We start from the raw sequence: 20430 nt of genomic DNA, 5'->3' as shown, positions 1-20430 counted from the left end.
ACCCCTATCCTGCCGAACTAATACGTGAAGATTAGCAAAAATTTTGATTAAGCAATTTAATAGTGGCTATAGCCGAGACAAAACTTAACAGCATCTTGATTATTGGCCACCGCCCCCCGTAGTCCCGATACAAAAAGCAGTAAATTTTGGGTTCTGGCCCCGTCCGGGTTACTAATGTCCATATCCCAATCCCGCCACACTGCCTGATCCAATTGGCGATCGCCAAGGGTGACGTAAACTAATTTTCCTTGCCCCTGGGGTACCTGATTGCCATCAAAAACAGCGGTTAATAAAAGGCGGGCATTCTCTCCCCCGGGATTTTGAGCAATTTCTGCTTTTTTCACCGTCAAAAAGGGTTCAGACACATTGAAAAGATCTGGGGTTAGCTCTCCACCAGTGAGGGAAACGGTACTTTTAGAAGGAATATTTAACTCCAACGGTGGCAGAGGGCTAGCAGAATTTTCACCACAATTGGTTTGTTCGACCATAAGCCAATCCTTTTCCTGGTCTTGGTTTGGCCTCTGACGGTCTATGGAACCAATGTCAATTACGCATTCTTGAATAGTGCCTTTTAAAGAACTGTTGTCTAGAGTCACCGTATCTGCTTGGCCAAGCTCAAAGGCGGAGGCCCGAAAGGCTTTATTGACATCTAAGGGAAGCTGACGGAATTCCCTTACCAATTCATCCACCGTTTCCTGGGGCCCCGTCATCAGGATAAAAAATGGTCTGCCCTTTTGATCCACGTCCTGGCCAGTGGTGTTGTAAACAAAAGTGGGATAACCAGCGTTGGCAGAATAAACATTGCCCCGGAACTGACTCCGAACTCCCAAGAGCACGGCTTTATAGTTGGGATTATTGTTTAACTCTTTGCTGATCAGGCCAGAAATTTGTCCCACAGCGGCATCGTCCGGTTCTAGGTCGGTGAGTAAAATTTTCAGACTGCGGGTAGCACTGGTATTGGTGGAAGTGTTGCTATCCTCTTCACTCCCTTCATTTCTTTCCCCTTGATTATTAGATGTGCCGGCGGCCGGGCTTTCCAATTCATAAAGTTGCCCCAAAGTACTGGAAACACAAGGATAATCCGCTATTGGCTGATCCCGACGACAATAAAAGGGCGCTTTACTGGCGGCCAGAAATTGGTTAGCAGAAATCGGTTGGGCCTGACTAATATTTTCATTGCTCCCCACCCGCCAATAGGAAGTGGGCAAATTTTTGTTTTGCAAAAGGGTGTGCAAAGAGGCGATCGCCTGGCCATAGCGACCACCAGGTTGACTGACAAAACCCACCATGGACTCACTGGCATCTACCCCCACCATTACATCCAGGTTTTCAAAAGGCCCAGGGGAAGATTGTTCGTCTCTGCGCTCTACCATCCCTTGGTCTGTTTCCACACAGGGTAAACCTCCCCTCTGGCCACAACCGGCTAATACTAGAGCCAACAAAGAGAACAAAATCCAGCTTTTCACGCAAAAACCCAGAAAGACAATAATGGAAATGATTCATCAGAGCGGGAGTTCGCCCATTAGCCTAATGCACTGCTCTGAAAAAATCAAGCGCCTGCGGGTGAGCCCAAGTCATTTCGATTCTAAGCGAGAGTTCCTTGAGTTATTCCCTAAAGCTTTAATAGTCACGGCGCCAATATTAAAGTGACCCCATCCCTTATCCATTGCCATTACACAGGTTCAAACAACTTAAACTGTTTTGTATTGTTACTAACAGATTAAATTTTTACTGACCGGGGACGCTTAGAATCTCCCCAAGCTGATAGCCCTGCTAACTAATTAAGCACAGACAGAAAGCACCCGGTTTGAATTGCCTCCAGGATAACCAGATAAAATGGGAACTTAATCACCCTTTTGCCTAAATCTGTGAAAACCCTAGCCTACGCTAACCCTGCTGATCTATTCGCCTTTCCCTTGGATGACTTCCAACAAGAGGCGATCGCCGCCCTGGACCAAGACCAGTCAGTGGTAGTGTGTGCCCCCACAGGTTCCGGTAAAACGGTAGTCGGAGAATATGCCATCTATCGAGCCATTGCCAGGGGAAAAAGGGTTTTTTATACTACGCCTTTGAAGGCCTTGTCCAATCAAAAAATTCGGGATTTCCAGGAAAAATTAGAGAAGTTAGGCCTAGAAAATGCGGCCCAACTAGTGGGCTTAATTACCGGTGATACGGTGATCAATGCCGATGCCCCGGTGGTGGTAATGACCACGGAAATTTTTAGGAATATGCTCTACGAAACCCCCATTGGGGAAGTAGGCACTTCTTTGGAGGACGTGGAAACAGTGGTGTTTGACGAAGTCCATTACATCAGCGACCGGGGTCGGGGCACTGTGTGGGAAGAGTCAATCATTTATTGTCCCAGCACCATTCAACTGGTGGGTTTGTCCGCCACCATTGGCAACCCGGAACAGTTGACCGAATGGATTAATCAAGTCCGCACTGGGGTTTCCCTGAAAGTATTACGCCAGGGAGAGCAACGTAATGATTCCCCCCCCTGTGTGCTGGTCAATTCCGATTTCCGTCCTGTGCCCCTCACCTTTCACTACAGCACCCGCAAAGGTTTATTTCCCCTGTTGAATGAGAAAAAAACGGGAGTTAATACTCGCCTATTGCCCAAGGCTGGGAATAAAAATACCCGTTCTGGTAAAAATCGCCGCATGCGCCGGGAGGATTGTCCCTATCCCCTGTTGGTGATGCAACAGCTACAGGAACGGAATTTGTTGCCGGTAATCTATGTAATTTTTAGTCGGCGGGGCTGTGAACAGGCGGCCCAATCCCTGGAAGATTTATCTTTGGTGGAACCGGCGGAGCAGGAAAGTATCCAACTGCAACTACTGGATTTTTTCTTTGGCAAAAATCCCCTACTGCGGCAGAAGTTGGAACGGGATTTGGCCAATGGTTTGCCGGATTTAGTCCAAGCGGTCGTTGCCTATTTGGATCATCCCCAGGACAGTGAAGCGGCCCAAAGACTTTTGACTGCGTTGGCGATCGATCCAGAAGGTATGTTCAAACTCTGGGGTTGGATTGCCCAATCTTCTCCCATGACTAGGTTCGAGCAGATTGAACCCCTTTTACGGGGCATTGCGGTGCACCACGCCGGCATTTTGCCAGATATGAAAACCCTGGTGGAAAAGTTATTTGAGCAGGGCTTGATCAAAGTGGTATTTGCCACAGCCACCCTCTCGGCGGGGATTAATATGCCTGCTCGCACCACGGTGATTTCTGCCCTATCCAAACGTACCAATGAAGGTCATGCCATGCTCAGTCCTTCGGAATTTTTACAAATTGCGGGGCGGGCTGGGCGGCGGGGTATGGATACGGAGGGCCATGTAATTACGGTGCAAACTCCCTTTGAAGGGGCCAATGAGGCCTCTTACTTAGCTCTAGCGGAGGCGGAACCGTTAAAAAGTTGGTTTACCCCTTCCTATGGCATGGTGCTGAATCTGTTGCAAAAACATGATTTGGAAGAAGTAAAAAGTTTGCTGGAACGGAGCTTTGCCGAATACTTGGCCCAGTTTGCCCTGGAACCCACTAAGGTGGCGATCGCCGAAACGGTGAAAAAATTATCCCAATTGGATATTAAGTTGGCAGGCATTGGGGAAAAGGATTTACGCAGTTACGAAAAATTCCGGGGGCGACTGCGGGAAGAACAAAGGTTGCTGAAAATTCTGGAAGAACAGGCGGAAAAAGAACGAAAGCAACAGTTAAAGGATCAACTCAAAACCCTGGCACCGGGTCAGCTTTTATATCTCAAAGGTCGCCACGTCAAAATCCATCAACCTCGTTTAGCGGTCATTGTTGCCCCCCTGGCCCCCGCCCATAATTTGCCCCAATGGTGCTGCCTGGGCAGTGATAACCGTTGGTATCATGTCACTGTGGGGGATATTTATGCGGTGCCCATTGGTAATCTGTCCCCAGCCCAATGGCAGCATTTAACCCCGCCCCCAGCGGAACTTTTGGCTCCCGGTAAATCGGTGAAGGGAGATGAGGAAACATTGGCGATCGCCGCAGGCCTAGACCCCCAAACCTATCCCTTAGAACCCAGCCCAGAACTGGTAGAACAACAGGCCAGGGTAGACCATGTGGAAAAACTGTTGGCAGTACATCCCCTGGCTAGCCAAAAACATCCCGGCAAACTTTTGGAGCAGTTCCACCAACGGCAAGAACTACGTAAAACCCTAAGCAAACGACAACAGGAGTATGATCGCCTACAATCCCGTCAATCCTACTATTGGCAGGAGTTCCTAGACTTAATTGACATTTTGCAGGAAATGGAAGCCCTGGAGGAATATACCCCCACACTGTTGGGGGAAGTGGCCGCCACCCTGAGGGGGGAAAATGAATTGTGGTTGGGTTTGGCCCTGATTTCCGGCAAATTCAACGATTTGGAACCAGAACAGTTGGCCGCCGCCGCCAGTGCCCTCATTACGGAAACTCCCCGTTCCGATGCTTGGACTGATTTCAAGCCTTCCCCTGTAGTGTTGGCCGCTCTCCGTCCCAGTAATGATTTGTTTGGCCTATTATTTTGCCTTAAACACCCTCAACCTCCCCTTGCCCTCTGGCAGGCTATGACGGTGGCGGATCATTTGCAACGGCTTAATCTCTGGGATCTACGACGTAAATTGATCAAAGCTCAAAATCAACGGGCGATCGCCATTCCCCTTTGGTTGGAAGTGGATTTTATGGGCTTGGTGGAACAGTGGGCATTGGGCATGGAGTGGGAAAACCTCTGCCGCCAGACCAGTTTGGATGAGGGGGATTTAGTCCGACTTTTCCGGCGCACGGTGGATCTGCTTTGGCAAATTCCCCAGGTGCCCCACCTTTCCCCCCGACTAAAACGGAATGCTCGCATTGCGGTGCAACAAATGAAGCGTTTTCCCCTCTAACCAATTGGCGATCGGGAGGATTTCCTCGAAAACGCTGGGAATATATCGATCACTTGGCCACTAAACACTAGGCGGCCATGGCCTTTTACTACCCCCAACAAGACCTATTTCTACAGGCGACCTTGGCTGGCCAATTTATAGCCAACGGCCATGGAGACAAAAGAAAGCAGAAATTCCCACAGACTAGTGGGATTAAGGATCGCTCGACTGCTAAAAAACACCAGCACCACGCCGATGATAATCGGTATCCAGCCCCAGGATTTTTCCCTGGCGGGCAAAAAAACTAACATCATCACCCCAGCAATGAGGGCCAAAATTGAGCCATCGGCGGCAATACCCCGCCAAAAGTAAGGATAAACGTTGGTAGTGAAAATGATGTTGTTACCCAGAAAATAGATGCCGGTGCCAATGAGAACTATGCCGATCAGTCTTGCTATTAGAGCCATGGTATTGTCGTGGTAATTGATTTATTGATAATGGGCATTAAACTTTGGGTTTTAGCTTGATATTTAGTTTAGGGACAAAGCTTTTGATTAAAACTGATTCTATTTCCTGCAGATAATGTTTAGGTAGCGAAGTTATGAAAGCAATTTTGCCATCTTCTATTAAGTCAAAATCAGATTGTCTGTGATGAGAATACCAACGCTTTTGAAGGTTGACTGACATTCCAATATATTGAATTGCATCATCTTTGTTGAGGACAAAATAAATTCCAGGCTGTTCTGGTAGTTCGTCCCTTTCTTCAATTGGTACTGCTGACAATTTTGCGGGATTAATTTGAGTTATTTCCAAAAAAATTCCATCGTAAATGAATTTTGAAATATATTCAATAAAGGAAAGGAATAAAAAATCAGAGCTATTCCAGGAATTTAATTCTTCTGGTAATTCTGAATCTAAAGGATCAAATTCCTGACCATCGAGGACACACATAAAAGAAGCGATTATGTTTTCCCATTCATAAACATATTTTTTAGATTTATAGCGGTTCTGCCATTTATCTAGCCAATTTTGTGCATCATTCCAAGCTTCTGGATAATACCATTCTTGCCATAATTGTTTTAGTTTATTCGCCGTCGGTGGTTTTGGTGGATCGCAATATTCGCGGTCGTAAATATTTTTCCATGCTTTCCTAAATATTGAGTATATTTCACTAGGTAACTCTGGGATTTCAAATTCTTTTTGCTGATAGCTTTGGATTTCTGGATCAATATCAATATATTTAGTGATTTCGTTGGATTCGTTGTTTTGACCCATCTTCATCTCTACTTGTGTCAATCCAGATTCTAATAAAGGAATAAAGTTGCTAGTTTCTAAAAATTCTCCATCAATAACTTCATCATTTATTTCTTCTTCTTTGGGTGTGTTAAGCAAAAGTGACAACTGTAATCCCAGCGCCCCAGAAATCCATTCTCTACCCGGAAACAACAAGTCAACTTGATATTTGTCTTCCAAAAGTAAACTAAAATTACCCTTAATTGAGTTGAGGTAATATTTTTTGACTTCAGATATTATTTCTTCGTAAAATTGTGACAAGATTTTAACTTCATTTGCCGCTTTTCCTTTGGTGTGTAAATAAGGCTTAACAACTACACTACCATGCTCACTTAAGGGATCTAGTTCCTCTGTTATCCACTCCTTAACATCTTCAATATCAAGGGAGCCTAATCCTTTATTTTCTCGACGTAAAAGTTCTGTCTCTATTGCTTTTCGGCAAATATCAGACCAATTTGCGTCTACCTTTGCCATTCGACTTTTTAAATCATCGGTCACATAAACATTGAGTGCAGGCATGGTTAAACCATAAGTAGAAGTATAAAGAAGATTATACGCATATTCTCTGGGTGCGACAACCAAAATTATGCGCACATGCAATTATTCTTTACAAAACTTAGGTTCTATCTCCCTAAGTTGACTTTTTGTGGCCAGGCTTGAGCAAAGGGGAATAAACCATCGACAATGGACAGAAGCATAGATTCGCTACGAGACAGGAGAGAACAATGTCCAACAATCCCAGAAGCCAGGTAATTACCCAGGGCACCCAACGGAGTCCCAACCGGGCCATGCTCCGGGCCGTTGGTTTTGGCGATGATGACTTTACGAAACCCATTGTGGGTATTGCCAACGGGTACAGCACCATTACCCCCTGCAACATGGGCATTAATGATCTGGCTCTACGGGCCGAGGCCGGCTTACGGACAGCGGGGGCCATGCCCCAATTGTTTGGCACTATCACCATCAGTGACGGTATTTCCATGGGTACGGAAGGGATGAAATATTCCCTAGTTTCCCGGGAAGTGATTGCTGATTCCATCGAAACAGTATGCAATGGCCAACGCATGGACGGAGTTTTGGCGATCGGGGGCTGTGATAAGAATATGCCGGGGGCAATGATTGCCATGGCTCGCCTCAATATTCCCTCTATCTTTGTTTACGGTGGCACTATTAAACCCGGACATTATGCCGGGGAAGATTTAACAGTGGTCAGTGCCTTTGAAGCGGTGGGCCAGTACAGCGCTGGCAAAATTGATGAGGAAACCCTCTACGGCATTGAACGGAATGCCTGTCCTGGGGCTGGTTCCTGTGGGGGGATGTTCACCGCCAACACCATGTCCTCCGCCTTTGAAGCTATGGGGATGAGCTTGCCCTATTCTTCTACCATGGCCGCAGTGGATGGGGAAAAAGCCGACAGCACCGAGGAGTCCGCCAAGGTTTTGGTGGAAGCCATCAAAAAACAGATTTTGCCCAGTCAAATTCTGACCCGGAAAGCTTTTGAAAATGCCATTGCCGTGATTATGGCCGTGGGGGGCTCCACTAATGCAGTGCTCCATCTGCTGGCGATCGCCAACACCATTGGGGTGCCCCTAAGCTTGGACGATTTTGAAACCATTCGCCACAAAGTACCTGTACTGTGCGACCTCAAACCTTCCGGCAAATACGTCACCACTAATCTCCACGCCGCCGGTGGCATTCCCCAGGTGATGAAAATATTGCTGGTCAATGGCATTCTCCACGGTGACGCTTTAACGATTACAGGACAGACCATTGCTGAAGTTTTAGCCGATATTCCTGACCAACCCCCTGCCGGCCAGGACGTAATCCATTCCTGGGATGACCCTGTTTATCAAGAAGGTCACCTGGCAGTGCTCAAAGGTAACCTGGCCACCGAAGGCAGTGTGGCTAAAATCAGCGGTGTTAAAAAGCCGGTGATCACTGGTCCCGCCAAAGTATTTGAATCTGAAGAAGATTGCCTAGAAGCGATTCTAGCCGGCAAAATTCAAGCAGGAGATGTGGTGGTCGTGCGCTATGAAGGGCCCAAAGGTGGCCCCGGTATGCGGGAAATGCTAGCCCCCACTTCTGCCATCATTGGGGCAGGGTTGGGAGACTCCGTTGGCCTAATCACCGATGGCCGCTTTTCTGGTGGTACCTATGGCTTAGTGGTGGGTCACGTTGCCCCCGAAGCTTATGTGGGAGGGGCGATCGCCTTGGTGCAAGAGGGGGATCAAATCACCATCGATGCTGGCAAGCGGTTACTGCAACTCAACATCAGTGAAGAGGAATTGGCCCAACGGCGGGCCCAATGGACTCCTCCTCAGCCCCGCTATCCCCGGGGGATTTTAGCCAAGTATGCCAAGTTAGTTTCCTCCAGCAGCCTTGGTGCAGTGACTGATATAGACTTGTTCTAAAATTCCCCCATGGGCTAGGGACTAAGGGCATCGCCTAGGGATTTCTTAGAGAGCAATGGGGCTGGGGGGTGTAGGCTATCGAGATGAAACAGCCTCCTTCTTGGGGTTAACGCCAAAATAACTTGTGGGTTCTACCCTGGTAGGGAAATGTACAAGTCTGGGAGTTTTTTCCATGGTTACATCCCCCTTTTCCCTTAGTCCCTTTGGTCAAGCTAGATCCACCGTCACTGGCAATCCCCTTGACCCGACAGAACTTAACCAAATGCACGGTTTTTGGCGGGCAGCCAACTACTTGGCAGTGGGCATGATTTATCTGCGGGATAATCCCCTTTTGCGGGAACCGCTTCAACCGGAACAGATCAAGCATCGCCTGTTGGGTCACTGGGGTTCTAGTCCCGGCATTAGTTTTCTCTACACCCATCTCAACCGCATTATCAGGAAATTTGACCAGGATATGCTGTACATGGTGGGGCCTGGCCACGGCGCACCAGGCTTTTTGGGGCCCTGCTACCTAGAAGGGAGCTATTCTCGCTTTTTTGCCGAGTGTAGTGAAGATGAGGACGGCATGAAGCGCTTTTTCAAACAATTTTCCTTTCCCGGTGGCATTGGCAGTCATTGCACTCCCGAAACCCCTGGTTCCATCCACGAGGGGGGAGAATTGGGCTACTGCCTATCCCATGCCTATGGCGCTGCCTTTGATAATCCCAATTTAATTGTGGTCGGTTTAGCGGGGGATGGGGAGTCGGAAACAGGCCCCTTGGCTACCTCCTGGCATTCCAATAAGTTTATTAACCCGATTCGGGATGGGGCAGTTTTACCGGTTCTGCATCTCAATGGGTACAAGATTAACAATCCAAGTGTTTTATCTCGCATTAGCCATGAAGAATTAAAGGCTTTATTTGAAGGTTACGGTTATACCCCCTACTTTGTTGAAGGCTCTGACCCGGAATCTATGCACCAAGCCATGGCAGCCACGTTGGATCATTGTGTGAGCGAAATTCATCAAATCCAACAAGAAGCTCGTAGTACGGGCATTGCCGTGCGCCCCCGTTGGCCCATGGTTGTGATGCGGACTCCCAAGGGATGGACGGGGCCTGACTATGTTGATGGCCATAAGGTAGAAGGTTTTTGGCGATCGCACCAAGTTCCCATGGGGGGCATGCACGAGAATCCAGCCCATTTGCAACAGTTGGAAGCTTGGATGCGGAGTTATAAGCCGGAAGAATTGTTCGACGAGCAAGGTACTTTAAAACCGGGATTTAAGGCGATCGCCCCGGAGGGAGATAAGCGTTTAGGCTCTACTCCCTACGCCAATGGTGGTTTGTTACGGCGGGGTTTGAAAATGCCGGACTTTCGTCAATATGGTATTGATGTGGACCAACCAGGCACCATCGAAGCCCCTAATACTGCACCCCTGGGAGTATTTCTGCGGGATGTGATGGCCAACAACATGACCAATTTCCGCCTGTTTGGCCCCGATGAAAATAGTTCCAATAAACTCCATGCCGTCTACGAGGTTAGCAAAAAATTCTGGATTGCTGAATATCTAGAAGAAGACCAGGATGGGGGGGAATTAAGTCCCGATGGTCGGGTGATGGAAATGTTAAGCGAGCACACCTTAGAAGGTTGGTTAGAGGCCTATCTTTTAACCGGGCGTCACGGCTTTTTCGCCACCTATGAATCCTTTGCCCATGTGATCACTTCCATGGTTAACCAACACGCTAAATGGTTGGATATTTGTCGACACCTCAACTGGCGGGCAGATATTTCCTCGTTAAATATCTTGATGACGTCCACCGTGTGGCGACAGGATCACAACGGGTTTACCCACCAAGATCCCGGTTTTCTCGATGTCATTCTCAATAAAAGCCCCGATGTGGTGCGAATTTATTTACCCCCCGATGTTAATTCTCTGCTTTCCGTAGCGGACCATTGTTTACAGAGCAAAAACTACATCAACATCATCGTTTGCGATAAGCAAGCCCACCTGCAATACCAGGACATGACTTCCGCTATCCGTAACTGCACTAAAGGGGTGGACATTTGGGAATGGGCCAGTAATGATGCCGGTACGGAACCGGATGTGGTGATGGCAGCGGCGGGGGATATTCCCACCAAAGAGGCCTTGGCGGCCACAGCCATGCTAAGGCAATTTTTTCCTAATCTGAGAATTCGCTTTGTCAGCGTGATTGATTTGCTCAAACTGCAACCGGAATCGGAGCATCCCCATGGCCTGAGCGATCGGGATTTTGACTCCCTCTTTACCACCGATAAACCGATTATTTTTAACTTCCACGCCTATCCCTGGTTAATTCATCGGTTGACCTATCGACGGACTAACCATGGCAATCTCCATGTGCGGGGCTACAAGGAAAAGGGCAACATCAACACCCCCATGGATTTAGCGATTCAAAACCAGATTGACCGTTTCAGCCTCGCCATTGATGTGATCGATCGCCTGCCCCAATTGCGGGTGGCCGGAGCCCACATCAAGGAAATGCTCAAGGATATGCAGATTGACTGCACCAACTACGCCTACGAACACGGCATTGATATGCCAGAAATCGTTAATTGGCGCTGGCCCCTCTAGACCTTAACTAAAATCCCTGACATCGTTCTAGTTTCTGTTCCAATAGGTTAGCTAGGCCATGGGGGACAACGCTGGTCCAGCAAAATTTTGGCAGAAGCTAGAGCAAAGTTGGGGAGCTTTTCCCGTTAAAGATCGGCAAAGGTTTCCCCTGCCAGTAAGCCAGCATTAATTTTGTTGGTGACCAGTTCCCGGTACATGGCTAGTTCCTGGGATAGTAATTCATACCGGGGCTTGGAGTGGAGTGCCAAGGCCTTAATGTTGGATTCTTCTTCCTTGGTGACCACACCATCGGCCACGGCCTGCTCGATCAGGGCTCGTAAATAGTCTAATTCTTGGGTTTCTTCCCCACTCAATTGCTGGGAATTAGGACGTTCTACTTTCACTGCCCACCTCCTAGTCATCGCCACTGCTTATTTCTTCCAGCTTAACTCAAGATTTTGGTAGGGAAACCCCGAGAATTAACTATGTAGGCCGCTGTTGATATATTCCCTTTCCGCCACCTGTTTTAACCGTCGCAGTTGAGCTTGCATGTCCGCACTGGTCCAACGGGCCGCAAACATTTGAAAGCCCCATTGCACAACGGGGTTGGGCACAGTGAACTCGAATCTATTCAGTAAATAGGTACCTTCTTCTAGGGGGCGACATTCCCAACGGTCTTGCCCTTGGAAAAATCCTTTGAATTGCCACACCACTAACCCTGGCGATCTCTCCACCACGACGCTTTTCAGGCTGGGTTTGAGCAGGGGAATTTGGATAGTAAAACGACTCCGGCCACCGATCGCCGTGGACCATTGACCGATGGGTTCACAACGCAGGGCCGGGTTGAGCCAAAGGTGCATCAGATCCAAATCAGTGAAACACTGTTCTACCACTGTGGCACTGGCCTTAATTTCAATGCCTTGCTCAAAGATCACAAAAGTTTAGGAAAAAGCTAGTTCAAGGGGGGCTGGTTTATCTTTTGGGGATGGTAACAGATTTCCAGGGGTCTTAACTGTTGGGGCCGATGGGAGAAGCCGGAGGAGAAGGATGGCCCAGGGCCATGTTCTGCTAGATTAGCCGAGGTGCGAATCAATTCATCTTCAAAGAATCGTACCCAGAAAAAGTTAGGAATTCCCTCGATGCAGTCCCCCCGTGCTCCCCGCTGGAATCTTTCCCATTGGGCCATTGACCATCCCCGTTTTACCATCGGTTTTTGGTTGGCGATCGCCGTGGCGGGGCTATTGACTTTTAGTTCCCTCAAATATGCCCTCTTTCCGGAAGTGAGCTTTCCGGTGGTGATTGTCCAGAGCAGTGGTGCGGGGTTGGATTTGGCCCAAACGGAGCAGAAGTTAACCATTCCCCTGGAAGAAAAACTAGTTACCATTGCCGATGCGGACGTGCAATCTTCCACCTACCCGGGGCAAACGGTGGCATCGGTGATTTTTTTAATGGGCCAATCCCTGGAACAGGCCACCACGGCGGTGGAACAATCTTTACAGGGAGTAACTCTACCAGCGGGCAGCGAAATTACCGTTGCTCCCTACAACTTGAACGAATCAGTGGCGGTGACCTATGCGGTGGCGTCCGAGACGTTATCCCTAGAGGAAATGGCGGCACCGTTGCAACAAGAATTAATGCCCCAGCTCCAAAACATTGCAGGGGTACTGCGGGTGGATTTACTGGGGGATGCTAACTTTCGATCGCCAGGGGTCAAGGCGTTGGCCCAACAAACCATCAATCCCCCCACCTTGACTCGTCATAACGGCCAGGATGTGTTGGCGGTGCAGGTGGTCAAAACAGCCCAGGCCAATACCCTGGAAGTGGTGGACCGGGTGGAGCAGTTAATTGTGGAGCAAGCCCCAAAATTTCCCCAGTTAAAATTCATTGAAGCAGAAACCACAGCGGGTTATATCCGGGAAGCAACCCAGGCCACCATTGAAGCCCTGTTGGGAGCGATCGTCTTGGCGGTGTTGATTATTTACCCCTTTCTCCGTAGCGGTTGGGCCACCCTAATCTCGGCGATCGCCATTCCCCTTTCCTTGCTGGGCACTTTCATCGTGATGGCGGCGTTGGATTTTAACCTAGAAACCCTGACCCTGTTGGCTCTAGCGTTAATTATTGGCATTGTAGTGGACGATGCCATTGTGGATGTGGAAAACATTGCCCGCCACGTTGAAGCAGGGGAACCTCCCAAACGGGCCGCCAAAATTGGCACTGAGGAAATTGGCCTAACTGTGTCTGCCACCACTTTTTCCATTGTGGTGGTGTTTCTACCCATTGCCCTGTTGGGGGGAACTTTAGGGGAATTTTTCTTCCCCTTTGCGGTCACCGTATCTGCGGCTGTGATCGTTTCCCTGCTGGTGGCCCGTACCCTATCTCCCGTGTTGACAGTGTTGTGGCTACGAACCCAAACTCCCCGGCCCCAGTCCTGGTTCAGTCGTGGTTTAGATGCCCTCGGCAATGGTTATCAACGGGTTCTAGCTTGGTCTTTGGGACACCGTTGGTGGATTGTGGCCCTGGCCCTAGTCAGTTTAATGGCAGGCTTAGCCATTATTCCCCTCATTCCCCAGGGATTTGTTCCCACCCTGGACCGGGGGGAATTTAACGTTATTTTTCAATCCGCTCCCCCCAAAATTGCTGGGGCATTGTCTACTCCCCCCAGGGGTAATAACAACGACACAAGCGCTGGTGGAGCCTTTGGCTGGATTGATCAACTGGCCACTAATCCGGAAGCAGTGCTATTACGACGGGGACGACGGGTGGCGGAAGAGTTGGAACCCCCAATTTTGGCCGATCCTGCCGTGACGGAAACGTTTACTGTGGTGGGCATCCAGGGCAATCCCCTCCAAGGCAAGATCTATGTCAAACTGGACTCAGACCGCGAGGTGACTACCCAAACAGTGCAAACGGAAGTGCGGGAAGCTCTGCCGGAAATTCCCCGGGTAACCACCAGGGTGGAAAATATCCTCTTTGTGCAAACGGGGGACGATACGCCCCTCAAGTTAGCTTTGTTGGGCAATGATTTAGACCTGTTACAAACCACGGGTAAAGCTCTGGAGGAAAAGGTGATGGCTTTGCCCGGTTTAACCCAAATCAGCCTCACTGGGGCCGAACCTGACAGCACAGGGATTTTACGTTTGCGGGGACAGAGAGCCGTCTATCTCAGTGCTTCTTTACTACCTAATTACGCCCTTGGGGATCTCACCCAACAGGTAACGGCGATCGCCGAGGGGTTATTGCCCCCAGGGGTAGAACTGAGTGTGCAGGGTGAATCGGCCCGGGTCGGATCAGTATTTCGAGAATTTGCCCTCGCCTTTTTACTTTCCTTGTTGGGCATGGCGGCCATTTTTCTGGGGCTATTCCGCCGTTTACTGGAACCCATGGTGGTGTTACTTTCCTTACCCCTATCCATTGTCGGGGCGATGGTGGGACTGCTGGTCACCCAGAGCGAATTTGGCATGATTTCCCTGATTGGCCTAATTTTTCTCCTGGGCCTATTGGACAAAAACGCCATTCTCCTGATTGACTATGCTAACCAACTGCGCCATCGGGGTTTATCCCGCCAGGAAGCCCTATTGCAAACCGGCCATATCCGTCTGCGCCCCATTTTGATGACCACCAGTTCCACTATTTTGGGTATGCTCCCCCTAGCTCTGGGATGGGGGGCCGGGGCGGAACTCAGGCAACCCATGGCGATCGCCATCATTGGGGGTCTATTCACTTCCTCCGTACTTAGTCTGGTGGTGGTGCCAGTTTTATATAGTTTGCTGGACGATGTTTGGGGGCAGAAGCCCAGGCCGGAAAAAACCTGATCTAGCTACCCTGGTAATATTTCCCTCGCCTAGCCATTGGTAGAGGGGAATGCCAAAATGAAGACAACGTTGTTTTCGGTAAGAATTATTATGTTGCGGGACTTAGTGCAAAAAGCAGTCTATTTAGGGGTTGGCATTGCTTCCTATGCCGCCGAAACAGCCAATAGCAATATCAAAGAATTGGGTAACCATGCCCAGAAGTTAGTGGATACCCTGGTGGAAAGGGGGGAAATGAATGCGGAAGAAGCCCGTCGCTATGTGGATGAATTAATTAGAGAGGCCCAAGGGGAGGCGATCGCCCATGGGGAAGGGGAAAATAAACAGCCCCGGCGCATTGAAATCATCACCGATGAAGAGGAAGCCAACCCCGATCCCCTCGCCCAAAAAACTCCTGCCCAGTCCCAAACGGAGGACGTGGAAGCCCTACGACGACAGGTGGCGGCCCTCCAGGCAGAATTGCAACGTTTGAACCGTCAACCCTAACCTAACCATAGGGGAAACCGTCTACCGCAAGTTGTCAACACTGCAAATAGCAAAAAATAGCAAAACAGTTATGGAAGATTGGGAGAAAAACCTCTGGTTAGCGGTGGAAACCTTGACCACAGCGGTGGAGACTTGGGTGGAAGACATGGAGAACGCCCTAGGGGAAGCAGCCGAAACCATCGAAGAGGAATTGGGCACCGAACTGCAATGGTTCTGGCAGGAATGGTCCACCTTCTGGGAAGACTTGTCAGACTTTGACGGGGACTTAAGCGACCTGGGGGAATTTGGCGATCGCCAGGGCCGGGAAGGACGGAACAATCAAACGGATGATCGAGGCTATTCCTCCCTGGTGCCCTGGTCTTCCCTGGACGGGGACTTTGGTCTTAATCCCCATCTGCCGGCCAACGCCAATCATCAACCGGCTTGCCAAGGTTGTCAGCATTACCATGGCTATGTGTACAACGGGCAACTGTTGGTGTGTGCCATGCATCCCTACGGTTGGGAAACGGAACAATGTCCAGACTGGCAAGGCCCCAATCCCAATTAATTGTTTCTGCTAACTTCCAACAACTCTTTTCAACGGCCAAAGCAGGCGATCGCCAAAGGGAACTGCTAAGGTTTTTGGTGGCCGCCCCTTAACTCCAGCAATTCTCCCCCTATGTTTGGTTTCCTCAATCTCCATAAACCTCTGCACCTCACTTCCCATGATTGTGTGGCCAAGGTGCGTCGTCTATTAAGGCAAAAACGGGTGGGGCACGGAGGCACCCTAGATCCTTTGGCGGAGGGAGTATTGCCCCTGGCGGTGGGGTCGGCTACCCGTTTACTGCCCTACTTACCTGGGGCAAAGCAATATCAAGCCCTTATTCGCTTTGGGGTACGTACCGACAGCGATGACCTAGCTGGGGAGGTATTAGAGAGTAAAAATGTTAGTTATTTAACCCTTGCCGCCGTTGAACAGATTTTACCGACTTTTTTGGGGGAAATTGAGCAAATTCCCCCTCAATACAGCGCTATTCAGGTTAATGGTAAGCGTTTGTATGAATTGGCCAGGGCTGGCATTCCCCAAGCAGTGCCCAGTCGCATGGTGACTATTAATGATTTGAAAATACTCGGTTGGCGATCGGGGAATCAGCCGGAATTAGATTTACAAGTTACCTGTGGGGAAGGAACCTACATTCGAGCCTTAGCCAGGGACCTTGGCGATCGCCTGGGAACAGGGGCAACGTTGGCGGGCTTGGTACGGCAACAGAGTGGGGGCATGGCCCTGGATAATAGCGTTGGTTTAACCGCCCTGGAAAAAATCGTGGCGGAGGAGGAGCATATTCCTCTCATTCCTCCCCAGGAAGCGTTAAGCCATTTACCCACAGTTCAACTGAATAGCGAATTGGAAAAAAGGTGGTTCCACGGCCAAAGATTGCTCTTGCCAGATCTACCCGTGGGAGTGGTACTAATCACATCGGAGCTAGGCCCAGTAAAATGCTTGGGCGTTGCCCTGGTGACTCCAGAAGACCATGGCACGGTGTTACGGCCAAAAGTTGTGCTGAATTAAAAATTAATCTAACTAATCTTGGATTTCATTAACTTTTGAACAAAATTTAGTTAAAAACTTGCAAATTTACTTTTTTAAAGAATCAAATAATTGTTACCCTCATCTTAACTATGGCTAACGAAAAAATTATTGTTTTTGACCTCGATGGAGTATTAATCGACTCCGAAGAAGCTAACTACCAAGCCTTTGCCTATGGCATTGAACAGTTAGGCTTACCTAGGCCCGATCGCCAAACGGTGGTTTCCCTAGTGGGACTGAAAGCTTCCCTCATGCTAGAAAAATTAGGCTGCCCTAGGCAAGAAGTAGAACGTATTTTTAAAGATTTTGTCCAACCTTTTTACATCGAAAATCTCCCCCAACTGGCGGCCCCCATGCCCAACGCGGTAACGGTTTTAACTACTTTAAAGCAACGGGATTACCGCATTCTAGCCTGCACTTCCGGCGATCGCCGTACCCAAACAGCGGCCTTGCAAGGAGTGGGTTTATGGTCGGCCATTGAAACCATGCTGGCGGCGGATGATTCCCCATTTGCCAAGCCCGATCCCCGTTACCTACAACAATTGCTCGCTCCCTACGATTACCAAACCCTGTTGCACGTAGAAGATGCAGAAGTGGGCATTCGCATGGGACAAGCCTGCGGCGCAGTGAGTATTTTTGCTGAGTATGGCTATGGTTCCCTCCCAGCGGATTTGCCAGTGGATCATCGCCTCAGCCAACTGGCCGATATTTTGGCGATCGCCCTTTAGAGCGTGTTTGAAAAGCCCCCCTGGCTCCACAAGTTTGGGGGGAAACTAAGTCAAAGTCCCCCAGTATTGCCGGAGCTTTAGTGAGGAGATTTAGGGGGCAGAATCAGACTTTATAAACAGGTTCTTAGAAGGCTACGCTATCCTAAAATTTATTCCCACTGCGGTGAAGACTTGACGGTGATCTAATGGCAGGAAATTTTGCTCAAACATAATTACGGTCATCAATTGAAACAAATTCGACAAATATTAGCATTCCATTGCACAATTCTCTGCCAAGGAGCGTTGCTGGCCGGTTCTGTATTTGCCAATGAAGTTTACCCTAGTTATCTCAGCGAAAAGGGCATCGAAAGTGAGTTTTTGCATCAGTCTCCCCACAGTCTAACTGGTCGCAAGATCGCCATTGGCCAGATGGAAATGGGTCGGCCAGTGCAATATCTTTGGGATAAGTTGGGCGGTTGGCAACCCCCTTACCGTTTAACAGGGGTGTTTCATCTCAATCAAATTTCCCCCCGCAATCGTTTTTTTGACGACCATGCCGGTATGGTGGCCCAGGCCATGGTTAGCCGGGATAAACGTTATCCAGGGGTAGCACCGGAAGCTCGACTTTACTCCACCGCCATGGGGCCACTATCAGAAAATTTGCAACCCCAACAATGCTTGGCCGGACAATTTGTTAGTCGCCAAGATGGGAGCAACATCCGGGCAGTCAATTTGAGCTATGGGGAGTCGTTGGAGCGGGACGCTAGGGGGGATGCCCAGTTGGACGGCAATGCTTTATTAACTTTGTGTTTAGATTGGCTGACCCAACAGCAAAATCTACTCTTTGTGGTGGCCGGAAACCAGGGTACGGGAGGCATTGCCATTCCGACGGATAACTATAATGGCATCACCGTCGCCTACACTGTCCAATCTGCCGATCGCCAGGGGCGCTATGACCGCATGGCCTTTACAAATCTGAGTCGGCAACCGGAGGGCATGGGCAAAAGAATAGTGGAACGGGAAATCAATCAGGGGAGACGCCAGGGGGTGAGCTTGGTGGCTCCAGGCAGTGATTTTTATCTGTATGACATGAAGGGGCGAGTGGAATGGGTCAGTGGCAGTAGCTTTGCCTCCCCTCTGGTGACGGGCACCGTTGCTTTATTGCAGGAATTTGGCGATCGCCAGTTATTGGTCAATACCAACAGTAGCCGCTGGAATTTAGATGCCCGCAGGCCCATGGTGATGAAAGCGGTGTTACTCAATTCAGCAGTAAAAATTCGCAATGCCGGTTTGGGCACAAACTACACTCTTTACAGCAGTAAAAAACGGGATTGGCTAGCAACGGAAGCTTACCGAGACCCCGTCCTACCGTTGGATTTGGAAATGGGAGCTGGTCAACTGAACGCCCGTCGAGCCCTAGAACAATTCCAGTCTGGAGCCTATGGGCCTGGGGAAAATGATCTCCCGGCGATCGCCTGGGATTACGGGGCAATTCAACCGGGACAGACCATCAGTTATTCTTTGTCTAAACCTTTAAAGGGAGGAGAATTTGCCAGTGTCACCCTTGTGTGGGAAAGACTAGTGCAATTGTTGGACAGTAATGGTAATCAACAATATGACCTAGGGGAGAGTTTTCAAGCCCAGCCCCTAAGTAACCTAGATCTATTTATCACTGACCAAGGCGGGGCTACCCCGGTGGTTTGTTCTTCTCAAAGCAAAGTTGATAACGTAGAACATTTTCTCTGCCCCATTGCTAGTACGGGGAAATATACTATTCAAGTCAAACATCAGGGCGGTGGAACTGCACCCCGACCAGAAAACTATGCCCTGAGTTGGTGGACTGTTACTAATTGAGCAGAGTAACCGAGAACCTAACCAGTCTCCGGAAACTTGAGGGTGATGTGGCCAATCAGGTAAATTACACCAAGTCTTAAAACGATATCGCTCTTCTATCATTGTGGGTAGGATAAGATGGAGAAGATAGTCTGAAATGCAGAGGTGGTATATGGTTGCCCCACGTGAAGCAAAAGAAACAGTACAATTCATTGACAAATACTGCGAAGGATACAGAGACTTATTTTATTTCCAAAAGTGAGAAGCTTTGAATACTTTAAATACTTGCATCTAGGATTAATTGCGAATATAAAGAGAAAAACCTTCCCAGAAATAGCTAAGGTAGTAGGACTAGAAAATGGACAAGGATTTGACTATTTCTTCGGTAACAGCCCTTGGTCGTTAGAGGAGGTAAGGGAAAGAAGAATTAATAAAATTCTGAGTTTTGCGGAAGGAGAAGCAATAACAATGCTCATAGACGAAACAGGGGATAGGAAAAAAGGAAGAAAGACAGATTATGTTGCGCGTCAGTATATTGGCAATCTAGGAAAAATAGAAAATGGAATAGTAGAGGTGATGTGTTATGGAATTATAAAGGGAATGACAGTACCATTAATCAGCAAAGTATATAAACCAGAGACAAGACTAAAAGAGGGGGATAAATACAAAAGTAAACCAGAGATAGTAGGGGAAATTATCAAAGAAATAAAAGAGCTTGGTTTCAATATATAGTAGTTTAAAATAAAGCTGAGACGCTAAACGCCACAGTAAGAACGGATAATTTCATCAAGAGACGTGTCAATAGGAGCGTACATTCTAGCTCGTTTCAAGGCACTAAAGTCATGCTCAATATCATTTAAATCAGGAGAATATTTCGGCAAAAAAAG

The 20430-nt window shown here is 48.8% G+C and carries 15 protein-coding genes and 1 pseudogene; 10 read left to right on the top strand and 6 right to left on the bottom strand.

The window, feature by feature from the left end:
* Positions 1 to 56: 56 nt before the first annotated feature.
* On the bottom strand, positions 57 to 1466 hold the full coding sequence (locus tag H6G46_RS00885) for a lipoprotein (RefSeq protein WP_010874284.1): 1410 nt from the start codon (positions 1464 to 1466) through the stop codon (positions 57 to 59).
* Positions 1467 to 1868: 402 nt separating this feature from the next.
* On the opposite strand from H6G46_RS00885, the gene H6G46_RS00880 reads away from it, so the two are divergent.
* Complete coding sequence (locus H6G46_RS00880) at positions 1869 to 4889, top strand: RNA helicase (RefSeq protein WP_010874285.1); 3021 nt, start codon at positions 1869 to 1871, stop codon at positions 4887 to 4889.
* A gap of 110 nt (positions 4890 to 4999) precedes the next feature.
* On the opposite strand, the gene H6G46_RS00875 is transcribed toward H6G46_RS00880, so the two are convergent.
* Together H6G46_RS00875 and H6G46_RS00870 are read right to left on the bottom strand one after the other, a co-directional pair.
* The gene (locus H6G46_RS00875) at positions 5000 to 5335 is read right to left on the bottom strand and encodes a hypothetical protein (RefSeq protein ID WP_010874286.1); all 336 of its coding nucleotides are present in this window, start codon (positions 5333 to 5335) and stop codon (positions 5000 to 5002) included.
* Between the two features lie 37 nt (positions 5336 to 5372).
* Positions 5373 to 6743, bottom strand: a complete 1371-nt coding sequence (locus tag H6G46_RS00870; protein WP_223211311.1) for a GIY-YIG nuclease family protein — start codon at positions 6741 to 6743, stop codon at positions 5373 to 5375.
* Positions 6744 to 6886: 143 nt separating this feature from the next.
* Here H6G46_RS00870 and ilvD point away from each other — a divergent pair, with 143 nt between their 5' ends.
* Positions 6887 to 8572 carry a dihydroxy-acid dehydratase gene (gene ilvD / locus H6G46_RS00865; protein WP_010874288.1) on the top strand — a complete coding sequence of 562 codons (1686 nt, stop codon included), beginning with the start codon at positions 6887 to 6889 and terminating at the stop codon, positions 8570 to 8572.
* 172 nt (positions 8573 to 8744) lie between these two features.
* Positions 8745 to 11162, top strand: coding sequence for a phosphoketolase family protein (locus H6G46_RS00860; protein ID WP_020861888.1), 2418 nt, complete (start codon positions 8745 to 8747; stop codon positions 11160 to 11162).
* Positions 11163 to 11287: 125 nt separating this feature from the next.
* Here the strand turns inward: H6G46_RS00860 and H6G46_RS00855 are convergent, their stop codons facing one another.
* Both H6G46_RS00855 and H6G46_RS00850 read right to left on the bottom strand, forming a co-directional pair.
* Positions 11288 to 11545 (bottom strand): hypothetical protein, encoded by a 258-nt coding sequence (locus H6G46_RS00855; protein ID WP_020861887.1) that lies wholly within the window; start codon positions 11543 to 11545, stop codon positions 11288 to 11290.
* 75 nt (positions 11546 to 11620) lie between these two features.
* Positions 11621 to 12076: an SRPBCC family protein gene (locus H6G46_RS00850; RefSeq protein ID WP_010874291.1), complete on the bottom strand. Its 456-nt coding sequence runs from the start codon at positions 12074 to 12076 to the stop codon at positions 11621 to 11623.
* 204 nt (positions 12077 to 12280) lie between these two features.
* Here H6G46_RS00850 and H6G46_RS00845 point away from each other — a divergent pair, with 204 nt between their 5' ends.
* The 7 genes and pseudogenes from H6G46_RS00845 to H6G46_RS00815 form a co-directional block, all read left to right on the top strand.
* Positions 12281 to 14953, top strand: a complete 2673-nt coding sequence (locus H6G46_RS00845; RefSeq protein WP_020861886.1) for an efflux RND transporter permease subunit — start codon at positions 12281 to 12283, stop codon at positions 14951 to 14953.
* A 57-nt stretch (positions 14954 to 15010) separates the two neighbouring features.
* The gene (locus tag H6G46_RS00840) at positions 15011 to 15436 is read left to right on the top strand and encodes a phasin family protein (RefSeq protein ID WP_010874293.1); all 426 of its coding nucleotides are present in this window, start codon (positions 15011 to 15013) and stop codon (positions 15434 to 15436) included.
* A gap of 70 nt (positions 15437 to 15506) precedes the next feature.
* Positions 15507 to 15983: a hypothetical protein gene (locus H6G46_RS00835; RefSeq protein WP_010874294.1), complete on the top strand. Its 477-nt coding sequence runs from the start codon at positions 15507 to 15509 to the stop codon at positions 15981 to 15983.
* 111 nt (positions 15984 to 16094) lie between these two features.
* Positions 16095 to 16985 (top strand): tRNA pseudouridine(55) synthase TruB, encoded by an 891-nt coding sequence (truB, locus tag H6G46_RS00830; RefSeq protein ID WP_010874295.1) that lies wholly within the window; start codon positions 16095 to 16097, stop codon positions 16983 to 16985.
* 110 nt (positions 16986 to 17095) lie between these two features.
* On the top strand, positions 17096 to 17731 hold the full coding sequence (locus H6G46_RS00825) for an HAD family hydrolase (RefSeq protein ID WP_010874296.1): 636 nt from the start codon (positions 17096 to 17098) through the stop codon (positions 17729 to 17731).
* A gap of 198 nt (positions 17732 to 17929) precedes the next feature.
* The gene (locus H6G46_RS00820) at positions 17930 to 19564 is read left to right on the top strand and encodes a S8 family serine peptidase (RefSeq protein WP_223211312.1); all 1635 of its coding nucleotides are present in this window, start codon (positions 17930 to 17932) and stop codon (positions 19562 to 19564) included.
* Between the two features lie 237 nt (positions 19565 to 19801).
* A pseudogene (locus H6G46_RS00815) lies at positions 19802 to 20272 on the top strand (IS701 family transposase); the annotation flags it as partial.
* 26 nt (positions 20273 to 20298) lie between these two features.
* Here H6G46_RS00815 and H6G46_RS00810 read toward each other — a convergent pair.
* The coding region (locus H6G46_RS00810; protein WP_190759818.1) for a transposase at positions 20299 to 20430 on the bottom strand (132 nt) is incomplete at its 5' end.

The sequence above is a fragment of the Synechocystis sp. FACHB-908 genome (genome assembly GCF_014698595.1).
Taxonomy (GTDB): domain Bacteria; phylum Cyanobacteriota; class Cyanobacteriia; order Cyanobacteriales; family Microcystaceae; genus Synechocystis.
This window is presented reverse-complemented; position numbering and strand designations above follow the sequence as displayed.

What these genes read in the sequence shown, in the direction of transcription:
- H6G46_RS00875 (WP_010874286.1), bottom strand. Translation starts at nt 5,335, where the DNA reads ATGGCTCTAATAGCAAGACTGATCGGCATAGTTCTCATTGGCACCGGC.
- ilvD (WP_010874288.1), top strand. Translation starts at nt 6,887, where the DNA reads ATGTCCAACAATCCCAGAAGCCAGGTAATTACCCAGGGCACCCAACGG.
- H6G46_RS00860 (WP_020861888.1), top strand. Translation starts at nt 8,745, where the DNA reads ATGGTTACATCCCCCTTTTCCCTTAGTCCCTTTGGTCAAGCTAGATCC.
- H6G46_RS00845 (WP_020861886.1), top strand. Translation starts at nt 12,281, where the DNA reads ATGCAGTCCCCCCGTGCTCCCCGCTGGAATCTTTCCCATTGGGCCATT.
- H6G46_RS00840 (WP_010874293.1), top strand. Translation starts at nt 15,011, where the DNA reads ATGAAGACAACGTTGTTTTCGGTAAGAATTATTATGTTGCGGGACTTA.
- H6G46_RS00835 (WP_010874294.1), top strand. Translation starts at nt 15,507, where the DNA reads ATGGAAGATTGGGAGAAAAACCTCTGGTTAGCGGTGGAAACCTTGACC.
- truB (WP_010874295.1), top strand. Translation starts at nt 16,095, where the DNA reads ATGTTTGGTTTCCTCAATCTCCATAAACCTCTGCACCTCACTTCCCAT.
- H6G46_RS00825 (WP_010874296.1), top strand. Translation starts at nt 17,096, where the DNA reads ATGGCTAACGAAAAAATTATTGTTTTTGACCTCGATGGAGTATTAATC.